20 protein-coding genes are annotated in these 19,582 nt (G+C 56.5%); 12 read left to right on the top strand and 8 right to left on the bottom strand.

The window, feature by feature from the left end; genetic code table 11:
• Positions 1-129: 129 nt before the first annotated feature.
• Complete coding sequence (edd, locus tag ACXLHR_RS04395; RefSeq protein ID WP_458790317.1) at positions 130-1,935, top strand: phosphogluconate dehydratase; 1,806 nt, start codon at positions 130-132, stop codon at positions 1,933-1,935.
• A gap of 17 nt (positions 1,936-1,952) precedes the next feature.
• On the top strand, positions 1,953-2,594 hold the full coding sequence (gene eda, locus ACXLHR_RS04390; protein WP_458790316.1) for a bifunctional 4-hydroxy-2-oxoglutarate aldolase/2-dehydro-3-deoxy-phosphogluconate aldolase: 642 nt from the start codon (positions 1,953-1,955) through the stop codon (positions 2,592-2,594).
• Here eda and ACXLHR_RS04385 read toward each other — a convergent pair.
• From ACXLHR_RS04385 to ACXLHR_RS04375, 3 genes are all read right to left on the bottom strand, one after another.
• Positions 2,591-2,872, bottom strand: a complete 282-nt coding sequence (locus ACXLHR_RS04385; RefSeq protein WP_458790315.1) for a hypothetical protein — start codon at positions 2,870-2,872, stop codon at positions 2,591-2,593. The two genes, eda and ACXLHR_RS04385, sit on opposite strands and share 4 nt — an antisense overlap.
• 3 nt (positions 2,873-2,875) lie before the next feature.
• Positions 2,876-5,638 (bottom strand): [protein-PII] uridylyltransferase family protein, encoded by a 2,763-nt coding sequence (locus tag ACXLHR_RS04380; protein WP_458790314.1) that lies wholly within the window; start codon positions 5,636-5,638, stop codon positions 2,876-2,878.
• Between the two features lie 345 nt (positions 5,639-5,983).
• Positions 5,984-6,454, bottom strand: a complete 471-nt coding sequence (locus tag ACXLHR_RS04375) for a YbaK/EbsC family protein (RefSeq protein ID WP_458790313.1) — start codon at positions 6,452-6,454, stop codon at positions 5,984-5,986.
• Positions 6,455-6,815: 361 nt separating this feature from the next.
• Here ACXLHR_RS04375 and ACXLHR_RS04370 point away from each other — a divergent pair, with 361 nt between their 5' ends.
• The 7 genes from ACXLHR_RS04370 to ilvN all read left to right on the top strand — a co-directional run bounded on the left by ACXLHR_RS04370 (position 6,816) and on the right by ilvN (position 13,599).
• Positions 6,816-7,265: a DUF2852 domain-containing protein gene (locus ACXLHR_RS04370; RefSeq protein ID WP_458790312.1), complete on the top strand. Its 450-nt coding sequence runs from the start codon at positions 6,816-6,818 to the stop codon at positions 7,263-7,265.
• Positions 7,266-7,324: 59 nt separating this feature from the next.
• Positions 7,325-7,777: an RDD family protein gene (locus tag ACXLHR_RS04365; protein WP_458790311.1), complete on the top strand. Its 453-nt coding sequence runs from the start codon at positions 7,325-7,327 to the stop codon at positions 7,775-7,777.
• A 74-nt stretch (positions 7,778-7,851) separates the two neighbouring features.
• Positions 7,852-8,676 carry an arginyltransferase gene (locus ACXLHR_RS04360; RefSeq protein ID WP_458790310.1) on the top strand — a complete coding sequence of 275 codons (825 nt, stop codon included), beginning with the start codon at positions 7,852-7,854 and terminating at the stop codon, positions 8,674-8,676.
• 172 nt (positions 8,677-8,848) lie between these two features.
• Positions 8,849-9,700 (top strand): glutathione-dependent disulfide-bond oxidoreductase, encoded by an 852-nt coding sequence (gene yghU / locus ACXLHR_RS04355; protein WP_458790309.1) that lies wholly within the window; start codon positions 8,849-8,851, stop codon positions 9,698-9,700.
• A 338-nt stretch (positions 9,701-10,038) separates the two neighbouring features.
• Entirely contained in the window at positions 10,039-10,956 is a 918-nt protein-coding gene (locus tag ACXLHR_RS04350) for a calcium/sodium antiporter (RefSeq protein ID WP_458790308.1), read from the top strand.
• Positions 10,957-11,200: 244 nt separating this feature from the next.
• Positions 11,201-12,967, top strand: coding sequence for an acetolactate synthase 3 large subunit (locus ACXLHR_RS04345; protein ID WP_458790307.1), 1,767 nt, complete (start codon positions 11,201-11,203; stop codon positions 12,965-12,967).
• Positions 12,968-13,035: 68 nt separating this feature from the next.
• Positions 13,036-13,599, top strand: a complete 564-nt coding sequence (ilvN, locus tag ACXLHR_RS04340) for an acetolactate synthase small subunit (protein ID WP_458790306.1) — start codon at positions 13,036-13,038, stop codon at positions 13,597-13,599.
• Positions 13,600-13,645: 46 nt separating this feature from the next.
• Here the strand turns inward: ilvN and ACXLHR_RS04335 are convergent, their stop codons facing one another.
• The gene (locus ACXLHR_RS04335) at positions 13,646-13,888 is read right to left on the bottom strand and encodes a hypothetical protein (protein WP_458790305.1); all 243 of its coding nucleotides are present in this window, start codon (positions 13,886-13,888) and stop codon (positions 13,646-13,648) included.
• A 143-nt stretch (positions 13,889-14,031) separates the two neighbouring features.
• A complete protein-coding gene (locus tag ACXLHR_RS04330) occupies positions 14,032-14,250 on the bottom strand; it encodes a hypothetical protein (RefSeq protein WP_458790304.1) in 219 nt (72 codons plus the stop codon).
• 69 nt (positions 14,251-14,319) lie between these two features.
• On the opposite strand from ACXLHR_RS04330, the gene ACXLHR_RS04325 reads away from it, so the two are divergent.
• The 3 genes from ACXLHR_RS04325 to ACXLHR_RS04315 are packed head-to-tail and all read left to right on the top strand — an operon-like array spanning position 14,320 to position 17,104.
• The gene (locus ACXLHR_RS04325; RefSeq protein ID WP_458790303.1) at positions 14,320-15,261 is read left to right on the top strand and encodes a nucleoside hydrolase; all 942 of its coding nucleotides are present in this window, start codon (positions 14,320-14,322) and stop codon (positions 15,259-15,261) included.
• Positions 15,258-15,707, top strand: a complete 450-nt coding sequence (locus tag ACXLHR_RS04320) for a GNAT family N-acetyltransferase (RefSeq protein ID WP_458790302.1) — start codon at positions 15,258-15,260, stop codon at positions 15,705-15,707. The genes ACXLHR_RS04325 and ACXLHR_RS04320 overlap by 4 nt, the downstream gene beginning before the upstream one ends.
• Positions 15,704-17,104 carry a protein adenylyltransferase SelO gene (locus tag ACXLHR_RS04315; protein ID WP_458790301.1) on the top strand — a complete coding sequence of 467 codons (1,401 nt, stop codon included), beginning with the start codon at positions 15,704-15,706 and terminating at the stop codon, positions 17,102-17,104. Before ACXLHR_RS04320 ends, ACXLHR_RS04315 begins: the two co-directional genes overlap by 4 nt.
• Here ACXLHR_RS04315 and ACXLHR_RS04310 read toward each other — a convergent pair.
• The 3 genes from ACXLHR_RS04310 to ACXLHR_RS04300 form a co-directional block, all read right to left on the bottom strand.
• Positions 17,079-17,978, bottom strand: coding sequence for a DMT family transporter (locus ACXLHR_RS04310; protein WP_458792468.1), 900 nt, complete (start codon positions 17,976-17,978; stop codon positions 17,079-17,081). The genes ACXLHR_RS04315 and ACXLHR_RS04310 overlap by 26 nt on opposite strands.
• Before the next feature lie 436 nt (positions 17,979-18,414).
• Positions 18,415-18,957 carry a peptidylprolyl isomerase gene (locus ACXLHR_RS04305; RefSeq protein ID WP_458790300.1) on the bottom strand — a complete coding sequence of 181 codons (543 nt, stop codon included), beginning with the start codon at positions 18,955-18,957 and terminating at the stop codon, positions 18,415-18,417.
• The gene (locus ACXLHR_RS04300) at positions 18,950-19,456 is read right to left on the bottom strand and encodes a peptidylprolyl isomerase (RefSeq protein WP_458790299.1); all 507 of its coding nucleotides are present in this window, start codon (positions 19,454-19,456) and stop codon (positions 18,950-18,952) included. Before ACXLHR_RS04300 ends, ACXLHR_RS04305 begins: the two co-directional genes overlap by 8 nt.
• Positions 19,457-19,582: the final 126 nt, after the last annotated feature.

Genomic DNA, 19,582 nt, shown 5'->3' with positions numbered 1-19,582 from the left:
GCCCCTTACCCGTAATCGGGCGCATGGGAAAGAATATATCTGGCCTGCCCCGTCAAATAGCGGGTAGCCCGATCTTGTTAGCGCTAACAACTTATGCTAAAGCAAGGCAACTCACATCAGGAGCATGCCATGGCCGTTCATAAGACAATCCAAGCCGTCACAGACCGTATCATCAAACGCTCGGAGGCATCGCGCGGTGATTATCTGGACCGGATGAAGGCCGCTGCATCCGAAGGACCACGCCGCGCGCATCTGACCTGCGGCAACCAAGCACATGCCTATGCCGCCATGGGCGATGACAAAGGCGTGCTTGCCACGACCCAGCAGCCCAATATCGGCATCATCACCGCCTATAATGATATGCTATCGGCGCACCAACCATTCGAGCATTATCCGGATATCATCCGCAAAGCGGCGCGCGCCGCGGGCGGCACTGTACAGGTCGCAGGTGGCGTGCCTGCGATGTGTGACGGCGTGACCCAAGGGCAGACCGGCATGGAACTGTCATTGTTTTCGCGCGACATCATCGCCATGGCGGCAGGCATCGGCTTGTCACATAATGTCTTTGATGGCGCAATTTACCTCGGGGTCTGCGATAAAATCGTGCCCGGCCTGATCATCGCTGCGGCCACCTTCGGCTATATCCCCGCGATTTTCCTGCCTGCTGGCCCCATGACGTCAGGCCTTCCCAACAGCGAGAAAGCCGCCGTGCGCCAGAAATTCGCCACCGGCGAAGTTGGCCGCGAAGAGCTGATGGCTGCCGAAATGGCCTCTTACCACGGGTCCGGCACCTGCACATTCTACGGCACAGCGAATAGCAACCAGATGCTGATGGAATTTATGGGGCTGCACCTGCCCGGGTCTTCCTTCGTGAACCCCGACAGCGGGATGCGTGACGCGCTGACCATTCGCGGCACCGAGCAAATTTTAAGCAATACAGCGCTTGGGCAGACATTCCGCCCGACCTATGAAATCCTGTCGGAGAAAGCGTTTGTGAATGGACTTGTCGGGCTCATGGCCACAGGCGGCTCCACCAATCTTGTGCTGCACCTGCCCGCTATGGCGCGCGCAGCAGGCGTTATCTTAGATCTTGAGGATTTCTCTGATCTGTCGCAAGCCGTGCCTTTGATGGCAAAAGTCTATCCAAACGGGCTGGCGGACGTGAACCACTTTCATGCGGCTGGCGGGCTAGGCTTTATGATCGGCGAGCTTTTGAACGCGGGTCTGCTGCACGACGACGTGACCACTGTGATGGGCAACAGCCTGTCTACACACAGCTGCGAGCCGAAACTCAATGACGGAAAAATCGCGTTTGTCGCAGGCACCACCAAATCCCTGAACGAGAAAATCCTGCGCCCGTTCTCTGATCCGTTTAACCCCCACGGCGGTCTGACCCAATTGGCCGGCAACCTCGGACGCGGCGTGATCAAAACCTCTGCTGTCGCCGAAGAACGGCATATCATCGAAGCCCCCGCGCGTATTTTCCACACCCAAGACGATGTGAAAACGGCGTTCAAAGCTGGCGAGCTGAACCAGGACACTGTGGTTGTTGTGCGGTTTCAGGGACCAAAGTCAAACGGCATGCCCGAATTGCACGGGCTCACACCGATCCTTGCGACCGTACAGGACCGCGGCCACAAGGTCGCCCTTGTCACAGACGGGCGCATGTCGGGCGCATCTGGCAAGGTGCCAAGTGCGATCCACGTCAGCCCCGAGGCCGCAACAGGCGGCCCGCTCGCTTACCTTCAAGACGGCGACATTGTGCGCCTTGACGCCACCAAAGGCACCATTGATGTGATCGGTGTTGACCTGTCCACACGGGCTGCCGCCACCCCGAACCTGAAAGGCAATGGCAACGGCGTAGGTCGCGAATTGTTTCAGGTTTTCCGCGACAATGTCGGCCTGTCATCTGACGGTGCTGGCGTCTGCATCTAAATCCAAGGACCATCATTATGACCCCACAAGACGCTTCCATCCGCAGCCGTGAACTTTGCTTGCTGGCCCCTGTCATCCCCGTTCTCGTCGTCGATGACGCCAGCCGCGCTGCCGACCTAGCGCGCGCACTGGTTGCTGGCGGACTGCCAGTGCTTGAAGTTACCCTGCGCACCGCAAGCGCCCTTGAGGTGATCCGCGAAATGGCAACCGTACAGGGCGGCATCGTCGGCGCAGGCACCCTGCTCACCTCCAAAGACGTCGAAAACGCCAAAGCTGCGGGCGCGACATTCGGCGTCTCACCCGGTGCGACCGATCGCCTGCTGGACGCCTGCGAAGCCAACGATCTTCCGTTGCTGCCCGGCATTGCCACCTCGACCGAAGCCATGCGCTTGCTGGAACGCGGCTACACCGTGCAAAAATTCTTTCCGGCAGAGGCAAACGGCGGCGCACCAGCGCTGAAAGCCATCGGCGCACCATTGCCACAAATCAGCTTTTGTCCGACCGGTGGCGTCAGCTTGAAAAATGCCGCCGACTATCTATCGCTCTCCAACACGCTTTGCGTTGGTGGCTCTTGGGTGGCGCCGAAAAACCTCGTGGATGCAGGCGATTGGGACGCCATCACAGCGCTCGCCGCCGAAGCGTCAAAACTTCCGCGCTAATACCCCAGCCTTGCGGCGCGTCCCCCGCGCCGCATGGCCGCCTTTGATCCTGCAAGCGCCTCATTGAGGGTGGCTTTCATCGGATGATCTGACGGTTCACCTTTGTAGCGCTCCAACAAACCTGTCACCGCGTCGCGCGTATCCGCGCCTTCAGGCATCGACAATGCCCAGTCCAAAAATATCGTCCGGCATTCAGAGGGCAATATCCCCTCGATGCGGAAACTCTCAAAAATTAACCCCTTAGGGTCATTGGGATCGTCCGATTTCGCCATCTTCATCACCTACTCCGCCAGTTTACGGCTAATCACCGCATCCGCCTTTATTGCCGCGTCATGCATCGCGTCTTGCAATGCGTCTAACGTATCATAGCCGGTTTCGCGTAAAATCAAACGCACACCGCCCTCGCCCAAATCCTCGGGGCTTAACTGTCCGCCCGTCAATAAACGCGCCGCCGCCTGCATACGCCAAAAAAGCGATGCTGCATGCGAAATTGCGTCGCCATCTGCCGCGCTCAACCAGCCACTCGCGACACCCGCCGCCAATTGCGACGCCGCGTCCCGCGCCGGACTGCCCGCGATCAAGGCTGCGGCCTGTGACACCAACTCGGTATCTTGCAAACGCCCTGCCCCGATTTTGGCATCCCAATCGCCTTGTGGCGGCTTGGCCTCGGCGATACGCACACGCATCTCTGCCAGATCGGAACGCACCGCCGCACCCTGACCTTTATCGACGAGTAGCGCACAGCGAAACACCTCAAGCCGCTGGGCTAACTCACGATTGCCCACAACAGCGCGCGCGCGGGTCAACGCCAGATGTTCCCACGTCCACGCCTCATCTTGTTGGTAAGCCATAAACGCCTCAATCGAAGTCGCCACAGGGCCCGCACGACCCGAGGGACGCAGGCGCATATCCACCTCGAATAAACGCCCCTCCGACATCGGCACGGTCAAGGCAGTCACTAGGGCCTGCGTCAACCGCGCGTAATACATACGGGTCACCAATGGTCGTGGGCCCGCCGATTCCTCAACCCCGTCTGCGTCATAGATCATGATCAAATCCAGATCCGAGAACGCATTCAACCGCTGTGCGCCCAAACTCCCCATGCCCAGAACAACGGCGCCGACACCGGGCATAGCCCCATGTTTGCGCGCAAATTCCGCCACAACGACGGGCCACATTGCCGCGACCACTGCATCGGCCAGATCGGCATATTGCACACCGCTGGTATCCGCGTCGATCAAGCCGCGCAAATGATGCACACCAATGCGGAAGTGCCACTCTTTGGCCCAAATCCGCGAGGCTAATAATTGCGCTTCGTAATCGCCGCAGTCATTCAAAACCGCTGCCAGCTTGTCAGTCAACGCCGCGACCGAGGGCCACGCATTAAAGAACGCGCCGCCGATGACCGCATCCAGAACAGCGGCATTTTGCGACAAGTATTGCGCCAGCGCAGGGGCTGTGGCGGCAATATCAACGATCAGCTGGGTCAGCTGCGGATTGGCCTCGAACAGCGAAAACAACTGCACGCCGGCCGGCAACCCACGCAAAAACCCGTCAAACTGCAACAACGCCTCTTCGGGCTTTGCGGCGTCTTTTAACCGCATCAAAATTTCGGGCTTCAAACGGCGAAAAATCTCTTCTGCGCGGTCCGAGCGCAACGCAGGATAGGTCTGCCAACGGGCGGTAATGCCCTGACCCCAATCATCCGCCAAAGGTGCTGGCGCGTCAGGCGCAAAAAACCCTTCGGTGATCTCGTGTACCTCTTCCAGACGCTGGATCAATTCAGCGCGCAGCCCAGCCGAATCGCGGCCCATAAACGCCGCCAAACGATCAAACCCCGCATCTGTTTTTGGCAAATGATGGGTCTGCGCGTCATTGATCATCTGCAAGCGATGTTCGATCTCGCGGTGAAACTTGTAATGATCGTAAAGGGTTACAGCACTGTCTTCAGGCACCCAGCCTGCTTTGGAAATCGCAGTTAACCCATCCTGAGTACGGCGCTCGCGCAGGCTCTCGTCGCGCCCACCCGCGATCAACTGGCGGGTCTGGGTGAAAAATTCGATCTCGCGAATGCCACCGCGACCCAGCTTCATGTTATGACCTTCAAGGATCAGTTTCCCGCCCAGCCCCTTGTGATCACGAATACGCAACCGCATATCATGGGCGTCCTGAATGGCGGCAAAATCCAGATGCTTGCGCCAAACAAACGGGCGCAGCGTCTTGATGAATGCCTCACCCGCTGCGATATCCCCCGCGCAAGCACGCGCCTTGATAAACGCCGCACGCTCCCATGTGCGGCCCACACTCTCGTAGTAGCGCTCGGCCATCTCGCTGGAAATACACACGGGCGTCGAATTGGGATCGGGGCGCAGGCGCAAATCGGTGCGAAACACATAGCCCCCGGCAGTCACGTCGGACAGGATCGCCGCCATTTTACGCGTCACGCGAATAAAGCTGGCACGGGCATCGTGATAATCTTCGGGCTTAAAACGGGTCTCGTCGAACAGGCAAATCAGATCGATATCAGACGAATAATTCAACTCGCCAGCACCCATCTTACCCATCGCCAAGACAAACAAACCGCCCGCATCGACAACAGCGCTTTCGTCCAGCCCCGGCAATTTACCGCGCCTGATCTCGACCGCGACCAATGCCTTGATCGTGACGTCAACCGCCAGATCGGCCAGATCGGTCAAGACCTGCGTGACAATTTCCAACGGCCAGACCCCGCCCAAATCCGCAAGCCCCGTCAATAGCGCAATGCGCCGCTTGGCCTCGCGCAAGGCGTCCGACAACTGGTCCAAGGGTACTGATTTCAGGCCTGAGAAAACCGCCGCGACCGCTGCCTCGGGATCTTGAACAGCCCCCGCCAACCACGCACCTTCGCGCCCGATCAACCCCGACAAATAAGGGCTACACCCCGTAGCACCCGCAATCAGCGGCGCAAGGTCAGGTGGCAAATCAGGAACATGCGCCAAGGCATCGTGACCAAGTACAGGATCGTAAGGATGCGGGGCGCGACAAAGGCGTTTGCTAAAACTCATGCGCTATTGTGTGCCTGCACGCAGGTATGGTCAATCTGAAGCCGCATGTTAATCACCGCAGAGCGCGTATTCTTATATCTTTCCTTTAAGACAAAGCGAAGCGCAGGGTTCCGGATCAGGACGGGTCGCTCGGTTTTATCACAGCAATAAGGTTTTTAACTCCATCGGGGATCCGGCTGCATGATCCGCGAGAGTATTCAAAACAACCGCGACCGGTCCACTTGCCACAATGATTTGTGCAACTGGTCGGTGCCCGACGTGGCTCGTGAAATGACGTTTTCAGCCGCAGGTAAAAATGAGCTTCACTTAAATAACCGGCCAAAACCGGTCTCGCGTGGTAAGCGTTTATGCGACAAAATCGCCTGATGTCGCCCCCGATAGCTGCAAAAGATCATCCGGCGCAATCGCAAAGATATGGCGCGGCGTGCCGGCAGCAGCATAGACAATCCCAAAAGATGCGAGACGCGGATCGATAAATGAACGCACAGGTTCAAGATGCCCGACAGGTGATACGCCGCCGATGGCAAAGCCGGTGCGATCACGGACAACGCCCGGATGCGCGCGCTCCAACCGTTCACCCGCCAAAAGTGCTGCCTTGTCAGGATCGACTTGATTGCCCCCTGCTGTAATGAACAAAAACAACGCGCCTGTCTGCGCGCCCGCAAAAATGATCGACTTGGCGATCTGGTCCAGCTCGCAAGATGCGGCTTTCGCGGCCTGCACTGCGGTGCGGGTTTCCGACGGCATTTCGATGGCAATCGTCCCCATCTTGGCCGCTGTCAGCGCGTCCATAACCCTTTGTAGACTTTTGCTCATCGTTTTGGCCTTTTTTAAGTCAATCATCTTACCGACAAGTTTAAACTCAGCGTCATTAACAAGTGCCTAAGACCCTATTTAAAATCTTTCAATGCATCGCTAGGCCTCGGTTGCGTGAGAAAGGTATAGCAGACGTTAATCGGTTCATTCTTTCTCCCGACTACAAAAACATATCCCAAAAAATATCCGAATTACTTACTGCGACACCTTAATCGCGCCCCAGAGGCCACAACCAACCCACTGATATAAAATAATAATTAATGTAAATGTAAGAAACATTTACATTAACACTTGCAAGATACAGGCAGGCTTCCAATATTTGTCATGTGAAACACATAAACATTACACCAAGGAGCCCATCATGAATACCGCATCATCCTCCTCCAACACGTCGATGTCTTACACTGGTTACCGTCCGGGCGTTTTCAAGCGCGCGGAAAGCTGGCTTGACGAGCGCGGTAAAGGCGCATGGATTGCCGCGATGGTCCTTTGTTTTATTTTCGTCTGGCCTGTTGGTCTCGCCCTTCTTGCCTATATGATATGGAGTAAACGCATGTTTAACACGTCTTGCCACAAACGCAGCGACCGTCATTCTGCCCGTCACATGGGCCAATCGTCAGGAAATTCCGCATTTGACGCTTACAAAGCCGATACTCTGCGCCGTCTGGAGGAAGAACAATCCAACTTTGAATCCTTCCTGACACGGTTGCGCGATGCCAAAGACAAAGCAGAGTTTGACCAGTTCATGCAAGATCGGGCTCGCAAAGCGCCTGACGCAGCTGACGACGATGCGGCCTCCGAGCCGTCCTAAACCGCAAACGGTGGCCCCATCCACGGGGCCACCCCCATTCATTTTATGAAAGCCAGATAATGTCCGCCACCCCCATGCACCTCGGCCTGCCCGACCCCGCCACCAAGCCTGAATTCTATGATGGCGTGTTATTCAAACGTGCCCTCGCGTGGCTGTTTGACGTGGTGATGATTGGCATTATTTGCGCGATTATCGTGCCGTTCACTGCCTTTACCGCGCTGTTCTTTTTCCCGTTCCTGATGCTGGTCATCGGATTTACCTACCGCTGGTTCACCATCGCGGGCAAATCTTCGACTTGGGGAATGCGCTTGATGGGGATCGAACTGCGTGACCATAACGGGCTGCGGTTGCAATCCGGCACCGCCTTTGCCCATACATTTGGCTATACTGCCAGTGTTGCGATGGCGCCGCTGCAACTGATCTCGGTGCTGACGATGATCGTCACGCCGCGCAAACAAGGCCTGATCGACCACCTGCTTGGCACAGCGGCTATCAACCGCCCAAACGAGTGACCCCGCTGCAATAGGGGGTTTGCCTTTGGTGGGGTGGTTATGTAGGTTTTTAGAAACCCAAGCAGGACGACCTTATGCGCCACACTCTTCCTATTGCACCGCAGTTTTATGTCACTGCGCCGCAGCCCTGCCCTTATCTTGATGGCAGGATGGAACGAAAGCTGTTCACAGCCCTGCAAGGCGACGCCGCCCCTGAATTAAACGACAGCCTGTCCAAACAAGGGTTCCGGCGCTCGCAAAATGTGCTTTACCGGCCATCCTGCGCAGAATGCACCGCCTGCCTGTCCGCACGGATCAAAGTCAGCGATTTTGCACCCACCCGCAGTCAGAAACGTGTCAGCAAAAAGAACATTCATCTCACGCGGCGCGCCACCTCGCCTTGGGCGTCAGAAGAACAATACGACCTGTTCCGCACCTATCTCGACGGGCGGCACGCCACGGGCGGCATGGCTGATATGGATATGTTCGAATTTGCAGCCATGGTCGAGGAAACCCCGATCCGCACCCGCCTGATTGAATATCGCACTGACGCCGCGAGCCCGCTGACCGCCGTATGCCTGACAGATGTGCTCGATGATGGACTGTCGATGGTCTACTCGTTCTTTGACCCCGAAAAAGACAAAAGCAGCCTTGGCACCTATATCATTCTTGACCACATCGCTATCGCACAGGAACTTGGTCTGCCTTATATTTACTTGGGCTACTGGGTGCCGGGCAGTGCAAAAATGGATTACAAAGCCAAATTCAAAGGCGTCGAAGTGTTTCAAAACCAAACATGGTCGCCCATAGGTCCCGTGGAAAATTACGACAGCGCCCTGCACCCGCTTTCAACCGACCCGATCGCCGAGCAAGTGGCGAAAATCTCGCTTCCCGGCATCAACCGCGCAACACGCCCGTAAAAACCTCGCCAAGACAAATGCCAAGAACACCGACACTCTTGATATAGAACTCAAATCTCCTATTTTTAAGTCTAAGCCAACGAAACCATAGGCGATGACCATAGGAAACGCTGGGCGGTGCAGTCTTGCTCCGCTCCCATAGTCTACGCAAAACCATTGAAACGAGGCAGTTATGACAACCTACACACCCCCAAAAGTCTGGACCTGGGACACAGAAAGCGGCGGCACATGGGCCAGTCAGAACCGCCCCGTCTCCGGATCCACCCACGACAAAGTGCTGCCCGTAGGTGACCATGCGCTACAACTTTATTCGATGGGCACCCCCAATGGCGTGAAAGTCACGGTAATGTTGGAAGAACTGCTCGCAGCAGGTCACAACGCCGAATACGACGCATGGTTGATCAAGATCGGTGACGGCGATCAATTCGGCTCGGGCTTCGTCGATATTAACCCCAATTCGAAAATCCCTGCCCTGCGCGACCACGACACCGGACAAGACGTCTTTGAATCCGGTGCGATCCTGCTTTACCTCGCGGAAAAATTCGGCGCCTTCCTGCCCGCCTCAGGCCCCGCACGCACCGAGACCCTGAACTGGCTGTTCTGGCTACAAGGCGCGGCGCCTTACCTTGGCGGCGGCTTTGGCCATTTCTTTGCCTATGCGCCCGAAAAATTCGAATACCCGATCAACCGCTTCACGATGGAGATAAAACGCCAGCTCGACGTGCTCGACAAACGACTGGCTGACAACCGCTACCTTGCAGGCGATGATTTTTCGATCGCCGATATCGCCACTGCTCCATGGTATGGCCGCGCCGTGCAAGACAAAGGCTATCCCGACGCGGGCGAATTTTTGTCCGTGCACGAATACACCAACGTGATCCGCTGGATGGACGAGGTTAGCGCCCGCCCTGCCTACCAACGCGGCATGATCGTGAACAAGCCCTCAGGTGACCCACACGAGGCGATCGCCGAACGGCACTCGGCCGCAGACATCGACGCTGCACTTGCCAAAGCACCAAAATAAACCACCTCTGGTCCCCCACGCCAATTGGGGGACCAGACCACCAGCCCTGTGGCACCGCGAGCATAACTGTTTTTTAAGAATTTCTGCCTTCCTGCACGCCCAAAAAATGCGCCAACATAATATGTTCAGATCCAAATATCAGCCCGCTGTCGTTGCTGTACACATCGGCAAAGCCTGATCCCGAACACTCTGGTCAGGGCTGTTTGCGCCAAACATCCTCGGCGACCGTTCCCACAGCGTTGAGCCGACACTCTTGGTGTTAAATATAAATGCGCGTCCCCTTTTAAATCACGCTGGCAGCACACACTTGCGCTACAACTCTTATCAGGACCCCCACCATGCTCACATATCTGTTGCTCGCCCTCGGCCTCGTGCTTTTATTCCTGGGCGGCGACTGGCTCGTCAAAGGGGCGTCTACCCTTGCCACCCGATACGGCGTGCCGCCGATGATTGTGGGGCTGACCATCGTCGGCTTTGGCACCTCGACACCCGAACTTCTGGTTTCGGTGCAAGCGGCGCTGAACGGACAATCCGGCATCGCGATTGGCAACGTCATCGGCTCCAACATCGCCAATATCTTGCTGATCGGCGGCGTCACGGCGGTCATTGCGCCGATGCTGACACCGTTTCAACCACTCAAGCGCGATCTGACCATCATGCTGCTTGCCACGCTCTGCCTCCCGCTGATCTTGTGGTCAGGCAGCATCGGCATCATTGAAGGCAGCGTTTTGCTCGCAGGCCTCGCCGCCTTCCTGATGCTTTCTCTGCGCAGTATCCAAAAAAACGAAAAACCCGAGACCATCACCACCCCGCTATGGCAATCGGCGCTTGGGATTGTCGTGGGCCTCGTCGCACTGATGATCGGCGCAAACCTTTTGGTGCAAAGCGCCAGCACAATTGCGCGCACCTATGGCATCTCGGAAGCCATGATCGGCCTGTCAGTGGTCGCCATCGGCACCTCGCTGCCCGAATTGGCCACCAGCGTCATCGCAGCACTGCGCGGACAACGCGAAATCGCGATCGGCAATATCATCGGCTCGAACATCTTTAACCTGTTGTTCATCCTTGGCCTGACCTCCGTGATCACCCCCATCCCTGCCGCGATACGTTTTCTGACCCTCGACACCCCCGTATTGATCGGTGCGACCGCCTTTCTCATTGCGGCGATCTACCTGCGCGGTCAAATCGGGCGGGTTATTGGCACAGGTATGATTGGCGCATACCTGTTCTATATTGGCAGCACCGCAGGGCTGTAGAAAGAAAGTTGCGAAAAATCAGCATTTGGCGACATTTTCTCCACGCCAAGTGTTGACCCCGTTTTGCGCTATGCCTAAACTCAACCAACACACAGGAGCACCAGATGATTGATGTCGTCAACCTAATTAGAAAACAGCGCATGGGCCGGTAACGGTATAGCCATATGGTTCCATGCGCCTCCGACATCCTCGGGGGCTTTTTTATGTGTAAACAAACGTGACTGTCGGAAAAGGACGCAAGAAAATGTCAAAGGCCCCTAAAAGCGATCAAGTGTCGGGCGCAAAAATGGTTGTTCAGGCTTTGGTTGATCAAGGCGTGGACGTCATCTTTGGTTATCCAGGTGGCGCAGTCCTCCCGATTTACGACGAACTCTTTCAACAAAATCAGATCCAGCACATTCTTGTGCGCCATGAGCAAGCGGCCGTGCATGCCGCAGAAGGTTACGCGCGCTCTACCGGCAAACCCGGTGTGGCCCTTGTGACCTCTGGTCCGGGTGCGACAAACGCGGTGACGGGCCTAACCGACGCCCTGATGGACAGCATCCCGATCATCGTTTTGACGGGCCAAGTGCCATCGTTTATGATCGGATCCGATGCCTTCCAAGAGGCCGATACCGTGGGCATCACCCGCCCCTGCACCAAACATAACTGGCTTGTCAAAGACACCGACGATCTGGCGCGGGTCATGCATGAAGCATTCCACGTCGCCACCTCTGGTCGTCCGGGTCCGGTGCTGATCGACATTCCCAAAGACGTGCAATTCGCAACAGGCAAATACACGACAAAAACCGCGCGAAAATCATACTACCAACCGCAGGTAAAAGGCGACATCGAAGGCATCACCGATCTGGTGGCCGCGATGGAGAAAGCCAAACGCCCGGTGTTTTACACAGGCGGCGGCGTCATCAATTCCGGCCCGAAAGCCGCGCAACTACTGCGCGAATTGGTGGCTGGCACCAATTTCCCTGTCACCTCGACCTTGATGGGGCTTGGCGCCTACCCTGCTTCCGGCGACAACTGGCTGGGGATGCTGGGCATGCACGGGCTTTACGAGGCCAACATGGCGATGCACGACTGCGACCTGATGATCAACGTCGGCGCGCGCTTTGACGACCGCATCACCGGTGTGGTTGAAAAATTCAGCCCCAATTCGAAAAAAGCCCATATCGACATCGACGCCTCCTCGATCAACAAAATCATCCACGTTGATATCCCGATCATCGGCGACGTGGCCCACGTGCTTGAGGATCTGCTGAAGGTCTGGAATGCGCGCGGGCGTAAAACCAATACCGAAAGCCTGTCAAAATGGTGGGGCGAAATCAATGAATGGCGCAAAAAAGACTGTCTGGCTTTCAAACAAGAAGGCAAGATCATCAAACCGCAATACGCATTGCAACGCCTGCAAGAGCTGACCAAAAACCACGACCGCTATATCACCACAGAAGTGGGCCAGCACCAGATGTGGGCCGCGCAATATCTCGATTTCGAGGATCCGAACCGCTGGATGACCTCGGGCGGTCTTGGCACAATGGGCTACGGCTTCCCCGCGTCCGTGGGTGTGCAAATGGCACACCGCGACGCGCTGGTCATTAACGTGGCGGGCGAAGCGTCATGGCTGATGAACATGCAAGAAATGGGCACCGTCACACAGTATAAATTACCGGTGAAACAATTCATCTTGAACAACGAACGCTTGGGCATGGTGCGCCAGTGGCAACAATTGCTGCACGGCGAACGCTATTCCTCGTCATGGTCCGAAAGCCTGCCCGACTTTGTCAAACTGGCCGAGGCCTTTGGCGCCAAAGGCATCCGTTGCGACGACCCTGCCAAACTCGATGATGCCATCATGGAAATGATCAATCACGACGGGCCCGTGGTTTTTGATTGCTTGGTTGAAAAGCACGAAAATTGCTACCCGATGATCCCGTCAGGCAAACCACATAACGAAATGCTCATGGGCGACGCCAAAACCGAAGGCGCAATCACAGGGTCAGGCGGCGCATTGGTGTAAGCCAAAACCGCAAGACGTAATAAAGACGCGTGCAAGACGCAAACAATACAGCCAAAAAGGACGACATCATGTCTCCACTGAAGATCAAAAAAGGTGCCACCAGCCACTCCGCATATAACCTGCGGTCGGGCTACGAGGATCTCATCGAACGGCACACTTTGGCCGTCATCGTCGAAAACGAACCCGGCGTTCTGGCCCGTGTGATCGGGCTTTTCGCAGGGCGCGGCTATAACATCGAAAGCCTGACAGTCGCCGAAGTCGACCACCAAGGCAAACGTTCGCGGATCACCATTGTGACCACGGGAACCCCACAAGTGATTGTGCAAATCAAGGCGCAACTGGGCCGCATCGTGCCGGTCCACGAAGTCCACGATCTGACCGTAGAGGGCCCCTCGGTAGAGCGGGAATTGGCGCTATTTAAAGTCGCAGGCAAAGGCGAAGCGCGCATCGAATCTGTGCGTCTAGCCGATATTTTTCGCGCGAATGTAGTTGATAGCACCTTGGAATCGTTCATCTTTGAGGTCGTTGGCACGACCGAAAAAATCGACGCTTTCACCGATCTTATGCGCCCGCTTGGACTGGTGGAGGTGGTGCGCACAGGCGTTGCCGCCCTGTCGCGCGGTCACGCCTAAAACGATCCACCCGCCCCGACAGATACGGGGCGGGTGGATCGACGTGTTATTCGACGACTGGCAGAGTGCCTGCTTGTTGCGCCACAGTAATTTCTTCGGCGTCCAGCAGTCCGTCACCATTGGTATCGAGCATCGTAAAGGCATCAACCGTCATTTCGGGCAAAATTGCCTGCACTTCTGGCAGGCTATACATGCCATCCGCGTCCGCATCGATCGCGGCGTCCTGCGCAAACACTGGCAATGCAATCATGGCAACAGGCAGCGAAATCAAAAGGTTACGTAGTTTCATGTGGAAGTCTCCCTTAGAGATTGGCAAGGCATTATCACCTCACCAACAGCATTGCGCCACCGCTGCCAGCAAACCAGATACCGCATCACATTCCGCGAAAACCAGCAGACCTGCGCCGGTTTTCACGTCACGAATGGGCAGATCTAGGCCGCTTTGATGCAAGTTCGATTTTGGGCAATTTTTAACCGATCAACAGCGTAAATCCGCACAGCAGATCCAGACGCCGAACGCAAAAAAACCAGCATTTCGGTTTCAACCGCAGCAGTGATACGTTCTGCGTCGAGATTGCCATCATCCGTGGCGCCCTTAAACAAGCGCGCACCGCAGATTTCCACGTTGCACAGGCGGCTGAAGGCCAACATGCGCGCCTACCCCTTGCCCCTGCCCTGTCACTCGGCCAAAGTGGTCACTTGATAACAAGGACAACAACTATGGCACCGCGCAAGATCATCATCGACACAGACCCCGGACAAGACGATGCCGTGGCTATTTTGTTGGCGCTCGCGTCGCCCGAGGATGTGCAGGTTTTGGGCCTGACAGCGGTGGCGGGCAATGTGCCGCTGCCCCTGACCGAAAAGAACGCGCGCATTGTGTGTGAACTGGCGGGCAAGCGTGACACGTTGGTGTTTGCGGGTTGTGCGGCCCCGCTTGCGCGCAAACTGGTCACGGCAGAGCATGTGCATGGCAAAACGGGGCTGGACGGCCCGCAAATGGACGCGCCGACCATGCCTTTACAGCCGCAGCATGGCGTTGATTTCATCATCGAAACCCTGCGCGCCCATGACGCTGGCACGGTGACGCTATGCCCGCTAGGCCCCCTGACCAACATCGCTGCCGCCTTCGAAAAAGCCCCTGATATTATCGGGAAGGTGCAGGAAATTGTGCTGATGGGTGGTGCCTATTTCGAGGTCGGCAATATTACCCCTGCTGCCGAGTTCAACATCTTTGTGGACCCCGAGGCAGCCAAGATCGTGTTTGACGCGGGTGTGCCATTGGTCATGATGCCGCTGGATGTGACCCACAAGGCGCTGACCACCCGCCCACGCGTCGATGCATTTCGCGCGATGGGGACCAAGGTTGGTGATATGGTCGCCGCATGGACCGACTTTTTCGAGCGCTTCGACAAGGAAAAATACGGATCAGACGGTGCGCCACTGCATGACCCTTGTGTGATTGCCTATCTCATCGCGCCGGACCTGTTCACGGGCCGTCATATCAACGTCGAGATCGAGACGACGTCGGAATTGACCCTTGGCATGACCGTCGCGGATTGGTGGCGTGTGACCGACCGGAAACCCAATGCGATGTTCATGGCAGACTTGGATGCCGACGGCTTCTTTGCCCTACTCACAGAAAGGTTGGCGCGGCTATGAGCACTGCAATCAATCTGGGCGGTCCTGATGACGCCAAATCGCTACTATCTCTGATGACCCGCTACCACGAAGAGCGCGGGTTTTCTTATGACGATGATCACCGCGCCGCTGTTGCGGTGCCGCTACTCGAAGGATCGCCTCTCGGGGCGGTTTGGCTGATTGGACCGCAGCGCGCGCCGCTGGGCTATGTGATGATCACCTTTGGTTGGTCAGTCCGGTTGGGCGGTATGGTTGCATGGGTCGAAGAGGTGTTTATCCGACCCTCTGTGCGCGGACGCGGCATCGGCACCGAAGTGTTACATGCGGTTGCTGTATCGCTGGGCGACGTCAATATCCGTGCGTTGAAAGTGCGTGTTGGCGACGATGAGCGGCTGGCGCGGTTTTGTGGCAAGGTCGGTTTTAGCCAGTCAGATAACCTCCGCATTATGACGGACCCGTTGCGGTGACATTTGCGTTTGATAACAGCTATGCGAGATTGCCTGCGCATATGTTTACCCGTCAGTCTGCGGCGTCTGTGCCTGCACCTGCGTGGATTGCGGTCAATACCTCGTTAGGGGCAGAACTGGGTGCGGACCCTGCGTGGCTGGTCTCTGATGCCGCTTTGCAGGTGTTTGCGGGCAATGTTGTGCCCGCCGGTGCTGAGCCGTTGGCACAAGCCTACGCAGGGCATCAGTTTGGCGGCTGGAACCCCGGATTGGGGGATGGGCGCGCGTTGTTACTGGGCGAAGTCATGGGCCGCGACATCCAGTTAAAGGGATCGGGGCCGACCCCCTATTCGCGCCGTGGGGATGGGCGCGCGGGCATTGGTCCTGTGATGCGCGAATATATCGTATCCGAGGCAATGCATGCGCTAGGTGTGCCGACCACGCGGGCCTTGGCGGCAGTCACAACGGGCGAGGATATTTACCGCGAAGGTGCTGTTCCGGGCGCAGTTTTGACGCGGGTTGCGTCAAGCCATATCCGTGTCGGCACGTTTCAGTTATTTGCGGCCAAGGGCGATTTGGTGGCGCTGCGTGCGCTATATGATCATGTTGTTGCGCGGCACTATAGTGACGTGAAGACCCCGTCGGAACTGCTTGAAAGTGTTATGAAAAAGCAGGCAGTTTTGATTGCAAAATGGATGGGTCTCGGCTTTGTTCACGGGGTGATGAACACCGATAACGTGGCGGTGTCGGGTGAGACGATTGATTACGGGCCTTGCGCGTTTATGGATGATTATCACGCCGACAGCGTGTTTAGCGCGATTGACCGGCAGGGTCGCTATGCGTACCGCAACCAGCCGCAGATCGCGGTTTGGAACCTTGCACAATTCGCCACGGCGTTGATCCCGTTGATGCCGGACCAAGACGCCGCGATTGAGCAGTTCACCGCTCTGATTAACCGGTTTCCCGAGGTTTACGAGGCTGAATGGATTAAGGTATTCGGGGCCAAGCTGGGGATTGGGGATCCTACCGAGGATGATCGCGCGTTGATCGCGGATTTGCTTGCTTTGATGCAACAGGGCGGGGCTGACTTTACCAACGCATTTGCGCATTTGGCGGGCGATGATGCGCAGGATCAATTTGCGGATCGCGGGGCGTTTCAGGCGTGGGCTGCGCGTTGGGGACAGCGGCGTGGTGCGGATTTTGCCAACCAGATGGCACAGATAAACCCGAAGATTATTCCTCGCAACCACCAAGTTGAAGCGGTCATTCAAGCTGGCGTTGCGGGTGATCTTGCGCCGTTTCACGCGTTGTTGGCGGCGGTAACGCAGCCTTTTGCGCCTCTTTCGGACGCAACCGCACCATTTGCGAAAGCCCCGACCAAATCAGAGCGGGTCACGCAGACGTTTTGCGGGACCTAGCGGGCCGGTTGATCAAGATTATGCCGATCGCGACCAGCACCAGCGCGCCAAGCAGGTTTGGGCCAACAGTTTCGCCCAAGAGCAACCAGCCAAGCCCCACGCTAAGGACGGGCGACAGGAAGCTGAACGAGGCAACGCCGCTGGCCGGATAAATCGATAATAGCCAGAGCCAAAAGATAAAGCCCGCGCTGACCATCACAACGATTTGAAATGCCAAACCCCAGAGGTGGATTGGTGCGAGCTCGCGGATTAGGTCGCCAAAGAACGGGGCGCAGATCAGCAAGACAGGTGCCGAAATGCCGACCTGCCAGAGCAATTGCATTTCAGGGCGCAGTTTGCGCAGCGGTGAAGCTTTGGCCATAAGTGCGGTGATGGCCCAGCCGATGGCCGCACCAAGGGCAGCCAGATCACCCCAGATGTTTGCGGTGCCGTCGTCACCCGCCAAAATCGCCCATGCCACGCCGCCAAGCGCGAATACAAGCCCTGCCGCCTTGCGTGGGGTGATACGGTCGCCCGCGACAAACACATGCGCCATAAGAGCAAGCCATAGCGGCATGGAGTAGAAAATGACGCCAGAGCGGCCAACGGTGGTCAGATCGATGGCGATGAATAAGCATAGGAATTCAAAGGCGAAGACTGCGCCGATGATGATACCGTATTTGATGGTTTCGCGTGAAAATTGCAACGGTAGTCCGCGCCAGCGCATCCATGCGTAGATGCAAAAGATCGCTCCAAGCGAGCGAAGTCCTGCGAAAAACACTGGCTGGATGCCGCCGTTGGTGACTTTGATCACAACTTGATTGAAGGCCAGTAGCAGTGCGAAACTGGTGAGGGCCGTTGCGCCAAAGGCGTCTATGTTTTGCTTGGGTGTCATCGGGGCATCTGGTGGGAACGGTTGTCCCGTGTCAAGGCGGCATCCCGACCCTATCTGCCAGATATCAAAATGAACAGTATTCATGCCACCAGCGCGAAATGGCGCCGCAAACATCGAACGCAATAAAGCCAGCGCCTGCGAGGATACCGTAGCCGAATTTCGGTATTTTGAGGATGGAAAACCAAGTCAGAAAAACTGACGGGCGTGAACGGAGAAATCACGGCTTGGTGCCCGTGTCCGACCTAAACAAGGACAACACTATAACAAAGCCCGAAATCACGCACAATGTCTGCACCGATGTCCAGACGTCTTAGGTAGGGCTGCAGCTAGGTAAAACCTTGGTACGTTATTCCAGCAGTAATACCTAAAGTTCTATAATTAAGCTAAATCAGAATGGCATCCCCCCTCACAACACATGAGGGGGGTGCAGTTTGTTTTACTCGGTGACGCGCACGGCAGACATGACGTCAGGTGCGCCGACGACGGCGCCGTTGCCGCCTGTGCCAAGCTTGATTTGGTCAACGATATCAATACCTTCGGTGACTTCGCCGATGATCGTGTATTGGCCGTCCAAGCTTGGGTATTCATCGAACATGATGAAGAACTGGCTGTTCGCTGAATCGGGGCTGCCGCCACGTGCCATGCCAACGATGCCGCGCAAGAACGGACGATCAGAGAATTCCGCCTTGATGTTAGGCAGATCAGAACTGCCGGACCCTGCGCGGGATGTGTCGTCGCCTTTGCCGAATTGCACGTCGCCGGTTTGCGCCATGAAGCCTTCAATCACGCGGTGGAAGACCACCCCGTCATAGGCCCCAGTTTCTGCGATCGCTTTGACTTGTGCGACATGCAGCGGGGCTGTGTCGTCGAACAGATCGATTTTGATCGTGCCGTTGGCGTCGCCTGCGACGTCGATTTCCAAGCCAGTCGCAAAAGCAGGACCAGCCACAAGTGCCAAGACTGCTGCGAGTTTATACATCTGCGGCAACTTTCACCGAAATCATGCGGTCAGGGTTTACCGGTGGCTCGCCTTTAGCGATGGCGTCAACATGTTCCATGCCGGACATGACGTTGCCGTAAACGGTGTATTGGCCGTTCAGGAAATCGTTGTCTTTGAAGTTGATGAAGAACTGGCTGTTGGCCGAGTCGGGGCTTGCAGAGCGTGCAGCGCCCAGCGATCCGCGTGCGTGCGGGATTTTCGAAAACTCGGCTTTGACGTTGCCCAGATCGGACCCACCGGTGCCTGCGCGGCCCGGATTGTAGTCTTTTTCCATGTTTGCATGTTCAACGTCACCGGTTTGCGCCATAAAACCGTCGATAACGCGGTGGAAGGCCACGTTGTCGTAAGCGCCTGCGCGTGCAAGCTCTTTCATGCGCGCGGTGTGCAATGGTGCCACATCTGGCAGCAGTTGGATGATCACGTCACCCCCTGTCAGTGTCATGATGATTGTGTTCTCTGGATCTTTGATATCGGCCATTGGTCGCTCCTTTTTGGTATAACTTTGCTCAGCTACATATGGCGCAAGGCACCGATTGCCAAGGCTCGCGGTTGACCTGCGGGGATATCTGCCGCAATGACAGGGGAAATCGCAATCTACGGAGGC

Source organism: Yoonia sp. MH D7, from assembly GCF_054439475.1.
This window is presented reverse-complemented; position numbering and strand designations above follow the sequence as displayed.